Raw genomic sequence first — 14,938 nt, 5'->3', positions numbered from 1 at the left:
GGGCCGCGAGCAGAGGCAAGGAAAAACCATGGCGGCGTTACGGAATCCGGCTGCGGGTTCAAATGGTTACAACGAGACTCCAGGCGATGGCGAAACCCTGCTGCGCAGCGGTCTCAGCCTGCGCCATATGCGCATGATCGTCGCGCTCGACGATCATGGCCGGGTGAGCGCGGCGGCGCAGGTCATGAACATTTCGCAGCCGGCGGCATCGCGCATGATCGCCGAGATGGAGGCGGTGCTCGAGGTCAAGCTGTGCGAGAGGCTGCCGCGCGGCATCACGCTGACGCCCTACGGCAAGGCGCTGGCCAGGCGTGCGCGTTCGATCCTGCTGGAGATGCGCGAGGTCGATCGCGAGATTTCCGAGCTCAAGGCAGGCAAGGGCGGTTCGGTGTTTCTCGGTGCCGTTACGGCGCCGGCGATCGAACTGGCGGTGCCGGCGATTCGCGAAATCCGCCGCATCTATCCACGCATCGAGATCACCATGCAGGTCGAGACCTCCAATGTGCTGGCGCGCGAGCTGATCGCCACGCGCCACGATTTCATCATTGCGCGCATCCCCGACGATCTCAATCCGCGGCTGTTCGAATCGCGTGTCATCGGTGTCGAGAAAGCCTGCCTGATCGTGCGTCGGGGCCACCCGCTGACCATGGGCAGCGTGGTGCGGCTGGAAGACACCGCCGCCTATGACTGGGTTTTCCAGTCGGGCGGCTCGCCCTTGCGTCAGGCAATGGAGAGCAATTTCCTCAACCGCAACATCGCGCTGCCGGACCGGATCCTCAACACCAGTTCGCTGCTCCTCACGCTGGTCATGGTCGCGCAGTCCGATGCCATCGCGCCGGTCTCGGTGCAGGTGGCGAAATTCATCCAGAATCCCGACGGACTCGCCGGCGCCATCGACGTCGTCCAGACCGAATTCGACATCGAAGTCAGGCCCTACAGCCTGATCACGGTCAGGAATCGCGCGCTGTCGCCCGCCGCCAAGATGCTGCACGACTTCATCCTGCGCGAAGTGGGGTGATGGAACAAGAAGTGCAGTCGCGCGTTCAGCCAAATCGGCATGCTCGCTGGAGCCCGTTTTGGGCGAGGGAACGAGGTGCCGGTGTCAACAACTCGGGAGGTTTTGATGGAACGTCGGTTGTTTCTCACTGGAATGCTAGGCGTTGCGGGGGCCGCGGCGTTTGCGAGCCTAGCCGGACCCGGCCGCGCGGTTGCCGGCGTTCCCCAGGGCAATGGAATTCTCGATGAGCTGGACAAGCAGGATGCGGCTGTCTTGGAAGGCGATGACGGCGTCGAAGTCGAGCAGGTCTCCCACCGTCGTTGGCATCATCGCTACGACGGAGATCGCTATTATGGAGGCAGACGGCGCCGTCGCGGCTGGAGACGGGTTTGCCGTCGCTACTGGCGCCATGGCCGCCGCCATGTGCGTTGCTGGCGAGAGCGCGTGTGGCTCGGGGTCTGGCTGTGACGAACCGTTGACGAAAGGCCGGCCACCGCGGCGTGGATGCGCTCGCGGATGGCGGCCGAACGGCTTACATAGCGCTTGACGATCAACGACCTCGTCTCAAGCCATCATCCAGGCGATCTCTCGCTCGCGTAGGCCGGCGAGACAGAACTCGGTCGCCGCGGGGCGCGCAGGTCATGGAAATGCAGGTCGCCGTCCGGCCAAGTCGCCGGGAGTTGAACGCGTATTTGCCGGCATGTTGACCCTGACGCACAATGGCATTTCGCTGATTGTCGCAGGCGTTTATGGGAAGCTTAAGGGTTCCGCCGCTCACATTCCGGCCAGCGCCAGCCCTAACTGGTCAGCGCCATCCGAGTTCGACGTTGCTTATCGGCCTTGCCGCAATCCGCTCTTTCAACGCGCCAATCCTCATCGCCAATTCTGGCGAAAAGCGCTCGTGTGTCTCAGCGACGATCAGGTCTATTTTTGTTTCAACCCCAGCATCAAGAATAGCCTCCAACACCTCGGCCTCTGTTCCTTCGATGTCGAGTTTAAGGATGGAAACCTTCTGCGGCAGTGCATTGATGTAGGCCACAAGGTCAACAACTTCGACGCTCGTTGTGGCTTCATCGTGCACGTTGCGCCGATCAAGCGATGACCATTCTGTTTGATAGATGGCACCTGTTCTGACGGCTGCGGTTTGAAAGAAAGGTGCGTGGCCGGCTCTCGCGCCGACCGCCTTGTTTTCGATGGTCACCTTGTCGTTGCCGGAGAACCTTCTTTGAAGAATCGCCAGCGCTGTCGGGTCCGGCTCAAATGCGATCACTCGCATGCCCTGGCCTACAAAATATGCCGTTACATCGCCGACATTGGCACCGGCATCGATAATGAGGGAATTGGCCGGGAGGCGCCGCATCAGAGATATGAGCTTGAAGCACGCCCGATTAAACGAATGGCGGCTACGGCGCTTGTATTTCCTGTAGGCATGCCACCTCAACCACATTTCAAAAAAGCTGCTTGGAAATGCAAACATAGTCGTAAGCTACCGGTTTTATCTGGGGTAAACTGCAGGGCCGCCTAGGCGCACAGCGTCAACTTTCTCTGTCGACAGGAAATTCCTGTTACGCAAGTACCAGAAAATGCGCGTCGCCTCTGAATGGATCCTGTCGGCCATTCGCTTGTTTACATGGGGTCTGGGCGTAAGCTGGATCAAGCTCAAAGGTTTCTCCGTCCCAACGAAAACTGCTTGGGCACAGAGAGCCGGCATCAATTGGTAGATCGTGTTGCGCGCGGCAGTCATCTGACTTGGGCTGAAAAGGGCGACATCGACTGGCGCCTTAAAGCGTCCCGTGTTTCTGAACAGGCTGTGGGCGGCTCTTTTGGAAATCACGTAGCCGCACGAACCTAAGTGTTGCCCGAGAAGCCGCCTTGCCGAGTACCCGTTTCTGACGGGAACATGCCGGCTCCCAAGCCTCACTCGGCTGAAAAATGTTTCCAGCTTGATGATATCAGCGCCTGGCGGGATCCAGGTATCATCGGCCAGAACGCCGCCAGCGTCGTGGCTAAAAACAACGTCGTCCTCGAAGATCGCGCCATATTGGTCGGGACCATCCGCGATGGCTTTCCAGCAGCGGCGGTGACTGAGAAAGCAACAGATTTCCGTTTCGGTCAGCGGCGGGGAGGTAAACGGAACCCCGTTCATGGCGTCGACACCAGCGACGCGCTCGAAATCAATCCCAATACGAGAAAATTCCGCTGTAGCCGCGGCCAGCCGATCAACAGATCGGTCAAGATTAATGACCAAACATTTCATTGTCGCCCCCGCGACCTAAAAATAAATTATCGATAGCCTATACTGTAGCTATTCCAGACGGCCCACCAATTGGGCAGCAATAGCAGCATAGATATGAGAGCACCAGTCAAGCCCCTTACAATTTCACCCTGCCTTCCTCCAACATGTGCAAAAGCTGTGAGGAAGGCACTGGCTGGCCCCAAATCAGCCCCACGATAAAGAACAGACGGGGACCGATCGTGTAAAACTCGGTGTAAAACGGCTCAATTTGATAGGTCGTAAAATCAGGGTCAAAACCCTTGGACACAAGCTGGAGCGGGTAGCGGGAATCGAACCCGCGCGTTCAGCTTGGGAAGCTGACAGGCTACCATTACATCATACCCGCGCGTGCCCTCGTTACCATGAGGTTCGGCCTTCGGGCAATCGCAAAGCGATGCCTCGAACAAACGCTTTCACGCTTCCCTCGGCGCTGGCCGCGATTCCTATTTTGCCTTGGCGACCTTGTTGCTGGCGGCGAAGCTTGGCCAGTATTTCGAGATGGCGAGTGTCGCGCCGGCGGACGAGAAATGACCGTAGTCGAAGTAGAGGAACTGCCTGGTTCCCGCGTCGGCATAGGAACAGCCGGCCGCGTCGCACAGATAGGCCAGCGGGTCGATGAAAGTTGCCCCTTTGACGAAGGGCAGTACCTGCTTGTTGATGTCCGGATCCATCGCCATCGGCCAGGATGTGTTCGCGACGTGCTCGCGTCTTGCGAAGAAAGCGATTTTCTGGACGTCGGCGATGAACTCCGGAGACTGGCCGATGACATAGACCTTGACGCCCATGTCGCGCAGCCGGTCGACCGTCTTCTGCAGCCCGTCGAAGCCCCTTGCCTGGTAGTCGGTCCATCGGCCGCTCAGGATCACCGCCTGGATGTTGGCATCGCGGATGATCGACAGCGCCCGCTCGTTGAAGCGCGTGCAGGCCGGCCGGGCATAGGAGAAGTAGCTCAAATTGGGCGGGCAGCCGGCATAGGTGTACTGGATGACGTTGGCCTGGATTTTTTCAGCATTGGCTTCCAGCCCCGACACATAGTGCGCGGCGAAGGAATCGCCCCACAGCAGCACATTGGTGGGAAAGCCATGCGTTCGGGTGCAGTCGGCCAGGTTCCAGTTGTCGATCCGGCTCGCGCCCTCGTTGAAACAGACGCCGTTGCGCCAGTCACCCACCAGCACCCGTTCCGTCGAGAAGTCCGGGAACCGTTGCGGAAAGCCCTTGCCCAGCGCGCCGGCCAGGCCGCCGACGCACAGCAGGGCGATCGCCGTCGCCGAGAAGGCGAAAATGGGCAGAGGGGCCGTGAAGGCCCGCTTCTGGCGGAAGGGCTGCTCGACATATTTCCACGAGAACGTCGCCAGCGCGACGCTGGCCACGATCATCGCCATGATCGTCGGCACGCCGATGGCTTTGAGCGAGAGATAGTGGACGAACGAATTGATCGGCCAGTGAACGAGGTAGAGCGAATAGGAGATAAGGCCGATCCAGACCAGCGGGGTGAGCCGCAGCACCTGCGTGGCGACAGGGGCCGGCCTGTCCGCATGCGGCTGGCCCGCATAGATGAGCAGCGCCGTTCCGATGCAGGGAAACAGGGCATTGTAGCCCGGAAACGGATCGCTCTCCGAAATCGTCAGGAAGCCGTAGGCGATCAGGCCAAAACCGGCCAGGCCGACCAGTTCCGTCAGCGGACGGCTGGCCAGCGCCGGCGGCCTTCGCAGCATCAGCATGGCGCCCAGCGCCAGTTCCCAGACGCGCGTCGGCAAGAGGTAGAAGCCGGCGGTCGGCGCCAGCGTGGTTGCCATGACCGCCAGGGCAAAGCTGCCGATGGCAATCGGCAGCAATATCGTCAGCCAGCGCTTCGAGGCGTATCGGTAGATCAGATACACCAGGATCGGCGCGAAGATGTAATACTGCTCCTCGACCGACAGCGACCATGTGTGCAGCAGCGGCCGCAGCTCAGCGTCGATGGAGAAATAGTTGGTCGTTTTCCAGAAATAGATGTTCGACCAGAAGGTCGAGGCCGCGATCACGCTGAGACTGTACTCGTGGAGATCCGAGGGCAGCAGGATGAACCAGGCGGCGATGCTGGCAAGCACGATGACGAAGGTCAGCGCCGGCAGGATGCGCCTTGCGCGGCGCCAGTAAAAGCGGCCGATCGAGAACTGGCCGCGCTCGAGATCGTCGAGCAGGCTGCCGCTGATCAGATAGCCCGATATGACGAAGAAGATGTCGACACCGGTGAAGCCGCCGGGAATGGCCGATACGCCGAAATGGAAGAGCACGACCGGCAGCACTGCAATGGCCCGCAGGCCATCAATATCGCGCCTGTAGTTCATTCGGCCGGTCCGTACGCCGTGGCCCGCGGCAGCCCTGCGGCGGAACCTGACATGCTCCTCATGCGGCTACGTCCCCGTCGTTCGAAAATCGTGACTCGTGGGTTTCCACGGACTGTGCTCTGCAGCATAAGTTTGCTGCACTGCAATATCCGTGTCAAGCCGGATGCCAAGCCTTAGAGCGCTGACGAAACCGGTTTGGGGGCTGTAAATCAGGCGCCGGGAGGCAGGTAGATCACGGCGTCGTCGTCCGCATAGGCCCGTTTCCAGCCCAACTCGGCGAAGAAGGGGATGCGGGTGTCGTCGGCCGTAAGCAGTGCCCAGCCGATGGCGTATTTCTTCAGCTGAGCCTCGAGCTGGGGTTTTCCGTCGCTGTGTCCCGTCGCGTCGTCGGCTTTCGTGAAGCCGCCCAGGAACAGCTGGTCCGTCCTGCCGTCGACATAGGTCTTGATGCCGTGGAAAATCAGCGTGCCGCCGAAATTATAGGAATTCAGCACATTGCCGGAAAGCTGGTGATCCCTGGCGTATGCCAGCGCACCGCTGGCCGCTGTCTTCGGGCTTGGCGCAACCTGGTAGGCACTGCCGAGGATGAAGACCGCGCCGACCAGCAGGACAGCCATCGCGCCGCAGATCGCGTAAAACCGGCTGGCGAGGAGTTTTTCCAGTCCGTCACGCTTATCCGCCAGCCAGGTCGTGGTCGAGAGCGAGGGGTATTGCCGGGCGATCTCGACCGCGATCACCAGGGGGATCAGCAGGAAGGGCAGGTAGACGAACCGCAGATGGGCAAGATAGACATGCAAGGTAAAGACGATGAACACGGCCTTGGCCCAGCCGATCCGCAGCCGCGATATCAAAAGTCCGAAAAGCGCCAGCAGCATCGCCGCTTCCTGGAAGATCTGCTCCTGGGCATTGAACGCCCGCCACTCCAGGATGAGTGGCACCGCCTCGTTGCCATAGGCCACGGTGAACGTCGCCAGTATGGCTTTCACCCCATAGGGATGCATCAGGCTGACCAGGGGGCAGAGCAGGCCGAAAGCGACCCATTTTGCCAGCAAAGCGGGTTTCGACAGACCCGAGCGCGCCAGCAGGTCGAGCCCGGCAAAGGCAGCGATGACGAAGCTCAGGGTGAACGTGGCATGCAGGTTGGCCCACAAGACCACAAGCACGAGCAGCCACAGCGGCGGGGCTCTCTCTTCCCGCGCGGCGCGAAACAGCATTGCCGTCCAGACGACGATGATCGGCAAGGTGAAGACGTGTGGGCGTGCCGTATAGATCGGGGCGATCAGGAAAGCCGCGGCGAAGGCCAGCGCTATCGCCAGTATCGGCTTCAGCCATGCGCTGAGGAACCATCCCGTCAGGAAGACGGTGAGGCCGACCGTGGCGATGATCAGTGTGACGACGCCATTCCAGCCGCCCGCGCGATAGGCGAGGCCCAGAAGCACCTGTCCCAGCCATTCCTTGGCGATCCAGGGTTGGCCGCCGAATGTATAGGAATAGGGGTCGACGACGGGAAACGTCCGGTTTTCCAGAAAGTCCAGTCCGACCTTCACTTGCCACCAGCTGTCGGGATCCTGAAGCATCGCGCTGGCAAAAGTGGCGAGCAGATAGGCCACCAGGCAGGCGCAGAGAAGGCAGAGCATCAGCCTGATGCGTAGCGCGTCCCCGAGCGACGGCGTCGCCGTCGCTAGTGCAGCGGCCTGGTTCATGTCGCGGCTCCGAGCGACGGCGTCGCCGTCGCGATTGCTGTGGCCTGGTTCATGTCGCGGTTCCTGGCCATTTCGCGGCGTCGGAGGCATCCGTGCGGCCAACGAAGACGAACCGGGCCGAGCCAAGATAGAAAATGACCGAGTAGAGGCAATTTCCCGCCAGATGGACAAACGGGTTTTCGATGAATCCGGCGGATATGGCGGCGATCACGACGCTGAGGTTGGCGCCGTAGGCGACGACAAAGGTGATCGCGTAGCGAGCGACAGCACCGGGGCGAAAACCACCGGCTCGTCCGAACGTCCACTGGCGATTGAGGAAGAAGCCGAGGGTAAGGCCCGCGGCATAGCCCGCCGCATTGGAGACGATATCGCCGAGGCCCAGCGCCAGCCCGGCCAGGATCAGCGTATAGCCGAGCGCCGTGTTGAGAAGCCCGACGGCGCCAAAGCGCAGCATCCGCGAGAGATCAGAGGGAAGAGCCGACCGCATCCTGCCCATGCCGTTCCCGTTGCATCCGCTCGACCTTCGCCTCAGCCACGCGCGGCTCTTTTCGCCATCTCCTGCAGGCGATGGACGGGCAGGTCGCCGTCCTTGGCCGGCTGGTCGCGCGAAACGATTTCGTTGACGAAATACAGCGGCCGCCGCTTGGTCTCCATGTACATGCGGCCCAGATACTCGCCGAAGATGCCGAGCACCAGAAGCTGGACACTGCCCAGGATCAGCATGATCGCGGCAAGGCTCGTCCAGCCGGGCACCACGTTGCCCCTGGACCATTCAAGCAGCGTATAGCCGAGCACGACCAGGCCGAGCAGACCGAACATCATCCCCAGCATCGAGGCAAACCGCAATGGCACGATCGAAAAGCTGGTCATCGCGTCGATGGCCAGAAGAACCATCTTCCTCAGCGGATAGTGGGTGGTGCCGGCAAAGCGCCGCTGCCTTTCATAAGGGAAGGCGACTTGCCTCAGCCCAATCCAGCTCACCATGCCGCGGATGAACCTGTAGCGTTCGGGCATCGCGTTCAGATGGTCGAGCGCCCGGCGGCTCATCAGCCGGAAGTCTCCGGAGTCCGGCGCGATCTCGACATCGACCATTCGCCCGAGCAGGCGGTAGAACATCGAGGCGGAAGCCAGCTTGAACCAGCTTTCGCCGTCGCGCTTTATCCTCTGGCCATAGACGACATCGAAGCCTTCATCCATCTTCGCCATCATCGCGCCCAGCAGTTCGGGCGGATCCTGGAGATCGGCGTCGAGAATGAGAATGCGCTCGCCGCGGCAGAACTCCAGCCCCGCGCTCAAGGCGATCTGGTGGCCATAGTTGCGGGCAAGGTCGATGGCGACCACATGGTCGTCCTTTTCGGCCAGTTCGAAAATGGCCTCGCGGGTGCCGTCGGTCGCCCCGTCGATGACAAGCACGATCTCGTAGGAAGGGCTATGCTCGAGGCATACGGCGCTGACGCGTCGATGAAGCTCGGCCACGCCGTCGCGCTCGTTGTAGCATGGCACGACGACCGACAGCTTGACCGCGCGGTGCGCGCCGATTTTTCCCGTTCCCACCAAAGCCTGGCTCCCGCTCTTGCAATGGCAATAGCGGCAATTGGTTAGAAAACAGATAAATCGGATGGGGACTGCCGGGCCGACCGCAATGGGCTCAGCACCGTCACGAACGCACCGGCAATTCCATGCGGATGCGGGCGCCGCGCCATGAGCCCGTCAGGATGCGGATCGTCCCGTCATGCAGCAGCGCGATCTGCCGGGCGAGGTTCAGTCCCAGCCCCGCCCCGCGCGACTGCGGCTGCAAGCGGTAGAAGGGCTCGAAGACGTTCTCGCGCTCTTCCGCGGGAATGCCCGGGCCTTCGTCGCGCACCTCGATGCCGCCGATCCCGTCGATGGCGATCGTGATCGTGCCGCTGCCGCCGCCATGCTCGATTGCGTTGCGCACGAGGTTGGCGAGTGCTCGCTCGATCTGCAGCACATTGACCTCGACATGTGCCTTGCCAGGCGATGGCTCGAAGGCAAGGTCATAGCCGGCCTCGATGGCGAGCGGGGCGAAGTCGGCGGCGACCCGGCTGACCAGGTCGGCAAGATCGACGATCTGGCGCTGGTCCGACGGCCGGTCGAGCAACTGATGGTCGAGCAGTTGCTGGGCAAGATGCGACAGGCGTTCGATGTCACGCAGCAGCCGCGCGCTTTGCGGCTCCTGTTTCAGGAGTTCGGCGCGTGTGCGCAGAATGGCGATCGGCGTGCGCAGTTCATGCGCCGCGTCGGTGAGGAAGCGGTTGTGGCGGTCGTAGCCCTGGGCGAGGCGGCCAAGCGCCTCGTTGAAGGCATGCACCAGCGGCGCGATTTCCTGCGGCACGTTCTTGACCGGCAGCTGCATGGCGCGGGTGCCGATATCGATGCGCGTCGCCTGGCGGACCGTTTCGACAAGGCCGGCAAAGGAGCGGCGCACCACGGCCGGCGTCGTCACCAGGGTCGTGGCTCCCATGACCAGGACGATCGGCAAGAGCAGGATGATGATGATGACCGCGAGAGCCGGCAGCGCCTTTTCCCAGTTTCTGCTGCCGTCGGGATGCCTGGCGACGTCGACAGTGGCCGAAATGCTGAGCTCGAGCCCGTCAGTTTCTCGCGACGACCTCGTTCCGGCGATGATCTGTACGGTGCCGGCCCTGGTCGCGGCCTTTTCGAGATAGGCCTCGGGCCTCAGATCATCTTCGGAAAATCCGATGGTGGCGTGATCGGCTTCGCCCAGCAGCTCGCCAAAATTCCTGGCGTAGACGTCAGGTACATTGCCGAAGCGCACGCTCTGGCCGCTGTCGTCGCGAACGATGTACCAGACATTGGGGAAGCCCTCGCGAAAGCTGGCAAGCTCCTCGGTCTCCTGGACGATCAGTTTGCCGTTGCCGTCACGGCTGACCGCTCCCTTGATGGCGGCAACGGCTGCCTCGTTGTCGATCAAAAGGCGCGGATTGGCGATCCACAATGCTGCCGCGCAAAGCACGATGAAGATAAGCAGCGTCGCCGCCTGCAGCAGGATCAGCCGTCGGACCAGGATCCATTGCAGCGAGCGCGTCCGCGGCTTTTTCACGAGGCCGCCCGCAAGAGATAGCCAAGGTTGCGGATCGCCCGGATCTCGATGCCGGCGGCGACATCGTCGAGCTTGCGGCGCAGCCGCGAAATGTGTGCATCGAGCGCATTCGACCCGATCTCGTCGTCGAGCGCGTAGACAGCCTCCTCCAGCGCGCTGCGCATGACGGTCCGCCCCGGCCGGCGGATGAGCGTTTCGAGCACCAGCCTTTCACGCCGCGGCAGATCAAGGGTTCGATCCTCGACCAGCGCCTCGCGGTGGCGGAAATCATAGGTCAGGCGGCCGACCATCGTGTGGTTGGCGCGCGAGGTGAACGCGCGCCGGTGCAAGGCATGAAGCCGTGCGACGAGTTCCACCGTGGCGAAGGGCTTGACCATGTAATCGTCGGCGCCGGCATCGAGCCCGGCGACCCGGTCGTCCAACCCGCTCATCGCCGTCAGGGCGATGACAGGCACATCCAGATGCAAGGCACGCAGGCGCGGTATGAGGCTGAGACCGTCGCCATCCGGCAGCCTGCGGTCGAGCACCACCGCGTCGTGATAGCCCAGGCGGGCCATCGCCTCGGCATCGGCCAATGTCGCGGCATGGTCGACGATGATGTCCACACGCTCGAGAGCGGCCTTCAGCACGGAGGCCATTTCCGGTTCGTCCTCGATCAACAGGACGCGCATGCGTATTCTCCTTTATCCGCGGCCTGTCTGGGCCTAGGGCCGCGGCAGTTCATTCGCATTCGAGCTTTGGCTGGCGGAAATTGGTGATGAACCAGCGGCCGCCGGAAGCGCGGGCGTAGAATGTGTAGAAGCATTCCTGACGCTCGATATAGCCGGGCGTCTCGGTCTCTTCATAGACGGTTCCGTGTTTTGTCTCGCGAACCTCGCCGCTCGAAGTCCCGGAAACAGCCGACGTCGACACCTTGCGCCACTGATAGGCGCGCTGGCCCTGGCCAAGATCGACGATCGCCGTTGGCGGGCCATAATCGAGGACGACCGATTCGACCGGCTGCCCGACATAGTTTTTCATGATGTCGGAGGCACAGCCCGCGAGCGCGATTGCGATGAAGAAGACCTTCGAGGCCCGTATCAGGAGGCTGGCGCCAGGCGTGGACATATCGGAACAGATTCCCAGAGTGAAAATTCACGCGCGGACCTAGATCGCGAAGATTGCATCGACATTGCAGCGAGGCACGGGAACGGCGCCATTGCGGAAAAAGCCGGCCGGCCTGGCCGGCGCATATCGGGACACCGGATCGCGCGATGCACGGCGGCATCGCGCGATCCGGTTCGCCTGATCTAGAACCGGTAGTTGATGCCGGCCTTCAGTTCATGGCTGCCGATCGTCGTCTTCGACGTGCCGAGAGCCGATGTCGTCTCGACCCCGGGGGTGCGGACATAGTCGTACTCGACCTTGGCGGACAGCCCGCCGGCGAAGCCCTGCTCGATGCCCGCGCCCAGCAGGTAGCCGACCTTCCATCCATCGGCGCTGCTGACGTTGTCGCTCTTGTCGAATTTGGTCAGGGCAACGCCGCCGGTGCCAAACAGCAGCGTCTGGTCGAAGCTCAATCCTGCCTTGGCCTTGGCGGCGCCGCGCCATTTCTCCTTGATCTTGCCGCCCTGGACGTCGTGTTCGGCGCCGCCCAGATAGGAGCCTTCGATCTCGGCGCCGAGAACGGCGGGACCCATCTGCCGATTGTAGCCGGCCTGGACACCGCCGCTGAAGCCATTCCGGCCCGCAAACGGGTTTGGCATTCCGGTGAATGCCGTGCCGCCGTGGACGCCGACATAGGCGCCGCTCCACTGGAAGGCGGGCGGGTCATTGTAGGTGGGTGAAAGGTCGGCGGCCATCGCCGGCCCGAGAAGGCAAAAGGCGAGGCTCGCCGCCGTCAGGACGATCTTTACTCGAGAGGACACAGCATTACTCCAGCACAAACGCGCATCCAGCAATCGACACGCAGGTTAACTCCCGGGGAGCTTGGCCTTGGGGTGGCCGGGCTCCGGTTTGGTGTCTTCCAGGGATGGCTGCACGGTCCTGAAGCTGGCGTTCGCCAGCTGGTGGTAGGGGGTCGGAGCGCCGCGCAACCAATCACCTGAAAGACGCCGACTGTCTCGCAGGTGAAAATTGCACGCACATTGCGCAAAATTGGAAAATGACGGTTTTGTGCTTTATTTTCAACAAATTGAAATGATTCTGTTTACCTATATTTAAGAATTTCAGGCCGTCTGAAGCTCGGGTCTCTAACGCCTGTTGCGGGTTTTCCCGGGTACAAACCGCGCCGGCTTGATGGATGGCCGCCAAGCACGTATCTCTGGGCGTGCCCTTGAGTCCGGGCATCTCAATGGGGAGACGACCTTGTCCACACTGACGCGCTTTCTCGGCGACTCCCCGCTCAGGGTGATCCTGAAGCTGCTGGTGGTGTCGTTCCTCGTCGGCCTTGTCATGAATGCCTTCGGCTGGTCGCCGATGGATGTCTTCTACGGCATCCAGAAGTTCTTCATCGACCTGTGGAACCTGGGCTTCCACGCCGTTGACCGTTTCCTCGGCTACATCCTGCTTGGTGCCGCGATCGTCGTGCCGGCTTTCATCCTGCTCAGGATCGCCAACTATCGGAAGTAGCGCTGTCAAAGGCGGCGTTCATCCTCAAAAAGCCGACAGCCCGCGAAGTGCGCCGTATGCGGCCGGGGCCGAGACCCCTCATGCCCCGCAACGGGCTATGCCGGCATATCGCAATCACCGTAGGCACCTTCTGGATCGTTGGCTGAAACGCGATCACATCGGTTCAGATCATAACCATTTGCCTCGGTGAGGAAAATCAGAAGATTCCAAGAGGATATCCATAAATTCTGATAATATGACTGAATAGATTTCATAACTATTTGGCGTACTATTGTGTTTTCAAGCAGATGAGAGCATCATCAGGGGTCAGGCGGAGTAAGGTCTGCAGAGATAGGCCTTAATCGGAAATTTCAGAAAATTGGAAGCAATTGTTTCCCATCGGACCCGCAGGGTGCGCAGAATGAATTTGATGAGTGGCGATCGGCGATAGGACAGGTCTTGCTTTTCGCCACGTTTTTTCAATTCGGGTGGAGGGAAGAAACCATGGCAATAGATCTTACGAAGCCGCTCTCATGGAAGAGCGCCAGCCACGACGAGCAGCGGATGCTTGCTGCGCTGCAGGGTAATATCCTGAAAGGTCACGGTCGGTCCGCTACCGTGAACATCTTTTTCAAGATAGCAGCCCCCAAGAAGCGCGAGATGCGAGCTGCACTGCGTGAGATCGCCAACTATCACGCCACCAGCGCCTACCAGCAGCTGCTCGAAGCCGATAATTTTCACGCAACCGGCAAGTCGGGCAAGCCGTTTGTCTCGGTTTTCCTTTCCGCCACCGGCTATTCCGCGCTTGGAGTGGCCTCCGGCGCCGTACCATCCGATCCCAGTTTCAGAACAGGCATGAAGGCGGCCGTATTGGGCGATCCGCCTGTTGCCTCCTGGGAGGCGCCGTTCCGAGGCAAGATCGATGGAATGGTTCTTGTGGGCAGCGAAAATGATACGGCCCTGCGGCTGAAACGCGATGCGATCGCGACGCTCTTGACGGGCGCGGGAGCCACGATCGTCAAGGAGCAGCACGGCAAAGCCATTTTCAACAAGGCCAATGATGGCATCGAGCATTTCGGTTATGTGGATGGTCGTAGCCAGCCTTTGATGCTTGTGGAAGACAGCGCCAAGGAAGCGCGCGACGCAGGAATCGCCGAATGGGATCCTGAGGCCCCTCTCGACGTTGCCCTTGTCCCGGACCCAGGTTCCGCCGACGGAATAAGTTTTGGAAGTTACTTTATCTTCCGCAAGCTGGATCAAAACGTCCGCCTGTTCAAACGCAAAGAGCAGGAATTGGCAACCGCACTGGGCTTCACCGGTGAAGATCGTGAATTGGCCGGAGCAATGGTGGTGGGGCGGTTCGAGGACGGCACCCCTGTGACGCTCTCGGACGAAGCAAAGGCGGTCAATCCGCCCAACGACTTCACCTATAACAATGACCAAGGTGCCCGGTGTCCGTTCCAGGCTCATATCCGCAAGGTCAATCCGCGCGGCACCGGCGGCTTTGAAACGCCGGAAAACGAACGCAAGCATCTGATGCCGCGCCGCGGTATCCCATATGAGGACGTTCCCCGGCAGGTTCACCCTTCGGATATTCCTGACAGCAAGTCGCTCGCGGAATTTGATACGAAGGTAGGTCCGCTACTGCCAACCGGCGAGGTGGGGCTTCTCTTCATGGCCTATAATCGCGAACTGGCCACGCAGTTCGAATTCACGCAGCAGACTTGGGCCAACAATCCTACCTTTCCCGCGGGCGGGCAACCGTCGAAGCTCGACCCCATCATTGGCCAGGGCCCTGTCGCTGGGCAACATTGGCAAAAAGAGTGGGACAACCTGGCTGCTGGAGACGCAACGCTGTCATTTCAGGGTTTCGTCAAGATGCAGGGAGGCGAGTACTTTTTTGCTCCCAGCCTGACATTCCTCAGAAGCTTGTAAACTACGTCTTCGGCTCGCGAGCTT

At 61.0% G+C, this 14,938-nt stretch carries 14 protein-coding genes and 1 tRNA gene; 3 read left to right on the top strand and 12 right to left on the bottom strand.

Annotated elements, in window-relative coordinates; translation table 11 throughout:
- Nucleotides 1-28 precede the first annotated feature (28 nt).
- Nucleotides 29-1,018 (top strand): LysR family transcriptional regulator, encoded by a 990-nt coding sequence (locus AC1DPX_RS00150; protein ID WP_202356264.1) that lies wholly within the window; start codon nt 29-31, stop codon nt 1,016-1,018.
- A 168-nt stretch (nt 1,019-1,186) separates the two neighbouring features.
- On the opposite strand, the gene AC1DPX_RS00145 is transcribed toward AC1DPX_RS00150, so the two are convergent.
- The 12 genes from AC1DPX_RS00145 to AC1DPX_RS00090 form a co-directional block, all read right to left on the bottom strand.
- A complete protein-coding gene (locus tag AC1DPX_RS00145) occupies nt 1,187-1,408 on the bottom strand; it encodes a hypothetical protein (protein WP_477233784.1) in 222 nt (73 codons plus the stop codon).
- Between the two features lie 394 nt (nt 1,409-1,802).
- Nucleotides 1,803-2,474, bottom strand: coding sequence for an FkbM family methyltransferase (locus AC1DPX_RS00140; RefSeq protein WP_202356262.1), 672 nt, complete (start codon nt 2,472-2,474; stop codon nt 1,803-1,805).
- Between the two features lie 18 nt (nt 2,475-2,492).
- Nucleotides 2,493-3,254 (bottom strand): glycosyltransferase family 25 protein, encoded by a 762-nt coding sequence (locus AC1DPX_RS00135; protein ID WP_477233782.1) that lies wholly within the window; start codon nt 3,252-3,254, stop codon nt 2,493-2,495.
- Nucleotides 3,255-3,544: 290 nt separating this feature from the next.
- Nucleotides 3,545-3,618 (bottom strand) — tRNA-Gly (locus AC1DPX_RS00130).
- A gap of 97 nt (nt 3,619-3,715) precedes the next feature.
- The gene (locus AC1DPX_RS00125) at nt 3,716-5,602 is read right to left on the bottom strand and encodes an acyltransferase family protein (RefSeq protein WP_477233780.1); all 1,887 of its coding nucleotides are present in this window, start codon (nt 5,600-5,602) and stop codon (nt 3,716-3,718) included.
- A 209-nt stretch (nt 5,603-5,811) separates the two neighbouring features.
- A complete protein-coding gene (locus AC1DPX_RS00120) occupies nt 5,812-7,305 on the bottom strand; it encodes a hypothetical protein (protein ID WP_477233778.1) in 1,494 nt (497 codons plus the stop codon).
- A 49-nt stretch (nt 7,306-7,354) separates the two neighbouring features.
- Nucleotides 7,355-7,801, bottom strand: a complete 447-nt coding sequence (locus AC1DPX_RS00115; protein ID WP_477233776.1) for a GtrA family protein — start codon at nt 7,799-7,801, stop codon at nt 7,355-7,357.
- A gap of 32 nt (nt 7,802-7,833) precedes the next feature.
- Nucleotides 7,834-8,859 (bottom strand): glycosyltransferase family 2 protein, encoded by a 1,026-nt coding sequence (locus AC1DPX_RS00110; protein ID WP_477233775.1) that lies wholly within the window; start codon nt 8,857-8,859, stop codon nt 7,834-7,836.
- Between the two features lie 103 nt (nt 8,860-8,962).
- The gene (locus AC1DPX_RS00105; protein WP_477233772.1) at nt 8,963-10,390 is read right to left on the bottom strand and encodes a sensor histidine kinase; all 1,428 of its coding nucleotides are present in this window, start codon (nt 10,388-10,390) and stop codon (nt 8,963-8,965) included.
- Nucleotides 10,387-11,061, bottom strand: a complete 675-nt coding sequence (locus AC1DPX_RS00100; protein WP_477233770.1) for a response regulator transcription factor — start codon at nt 11,059-11,061, stop codon at nt 10,387-10,389. Before AC1DPX_RS00100 ends, AC1DPX_RS00105 begins: the two co-directional genes overlap by 4 nt.
- 49 nt (nt 11,062-11,110) lie before the next feature.
- On the bottom strand, nt 11,111-11,497 hold the full coding sequence (locus AC1DPX_RS00095) for a hypothetical protein (RefSeq protein WP_202356254.1): 387 nt from the start codon (nt 11,495-11,497) through the stop codon (nt 11,111-11,113).
- A gap of 182 nt (nt 11,498-11,679) precedes the next feature.
- Complete coding sequence (locus tag AC1DPX_RS00090) at nt 11,680-12,297, bottom strand: outer membrane protein (RefSeq protein WP_477233768.1); 618 nt, start codon at nt 12,295-12,297, stop codon at nt 11,680-11,682.
- 439 nt (nt 12,298-12,736) lie between these two features.
- Between AC1DPX_RS00090 and AC1DPX_RS00085 the strand changes: the two genes are divergently transcribed.
- Both AC1DPX_RS00085 and AC1DPX_RS00080 read left to right on the top strand, forming a co-directional pair.
- Nucleotides 12,737-13,000, top strand: a complete 264-nt coding sequence (locus AC1DPX_RS00085; RefSeq protein WP_202356252.1) for a DUF6460 domain-containing protein — start codon at nt 12,737-12,739, stop codon at nt 12,998-13,000.
- Between the two features lie 483 nt (nt 13,001-13,483).
- Nucleotides 13,484-14,914: a Dyp-type peroxidase gene (locus AC1DPX_RS00080; protein WP_477233766.1), complete on the top strand. Its 1,431-nt coding sequence runs from the start codon at nt 13,484-13,486 to the stop codon at nt 14,912-14,914.
- Nucleotides 14,915-14,938 lie beyond the last annotated feature (24 nt).

The organism is Mesorhizobium sp. 01N446 (genome assembly GCF_056399285.1).
The sequence above is the reverse complement of the archived record's forward strand: the minus strand, read 5'-3'. Positions and strand labels throughout refer to the sequence as shown.

What these genes read in the sequence shown, in the direction of transcription:
- AC1DPX_RS00150 (WP_202356264.1), top strand. Translation starts at nt 29, where the DNA reads ATGGCGGCGTTACGGAATCCGGCTGCGGGTTCAAATGGTTACAACGAG.
- AC1DPX_RS00135 (WP_477233782.1), bottom strand. Translation starts at nt 3,254, where the DNA reads ATGAAATGTTTGGTCATTAATCTTGACCGATCTGTTGATCGGCTGGCC.
- AC1DPX_RS00100 (WP_477233770.1), bottom strand. Translation starts at nt 11,061, where the DNA reads ATGCGCGTCCTGTTGATCGAGGACGAACCGGAAATGGCCTCCGTGCTG.
- AC1DPX_RS00140 (WP_202356262.1), bottom strand. Translation starts at nt 2,474, where the DNA reads ATGTTTGCATTTCCAAGCAGCTTTTTTGAAATGTGGTTGAGGTGGCAT.
- AC1DPX_RS00125 (WP_477233780.1), bottom strand. Translation starts at nt 5,602, where the DNA reads ATGAACTACAGGCGCGATATTGATGGCCTGCGGGCCATTGCAGTGCTG.
- AC1DPX_RS00095 (WP_202356254.1), bottom strand. Translation starts at nt 11,497, where the DNA reads ATGTCCACGCCTGGCGCCAGCCTCCTGATACGGGCCTCGAAGGTCTTC.
- AC1DPX_RS00120 (WP_477233778.1), bottom strand. Translation starts at nt 7,305, where the DNA reads ATGAACCAGGCCGCTGCACTAGCGACGGCGACGCCGTCGCTCGGGGAC.
- AC1DPX_RS00080 (WP_477233766.1), top strand. Translation starts at nt 13,484, where the DNA reads ATGGCAATAGATCTTACGAAGCCGCTCTCATGGAAGAGCGCCAGCCAC.
- AC1DPX_RS00145 (WP_477233784.1), bottom strand. Translation starts at nt 1,408, where the DNA reads ATGGCGCCAGTAGCGACGGCAAACCCGTCTCCAGCCGCGACGGCGCCG.
- AC1DPX_RS00115 (WP_477233776.1), bottom strand. Translation starts at nt 7,801, where the DNA reads ATGGGCAGGATGCGGTCGGCTCTTCCCTCTGATCTCTCGCGGATGCTG.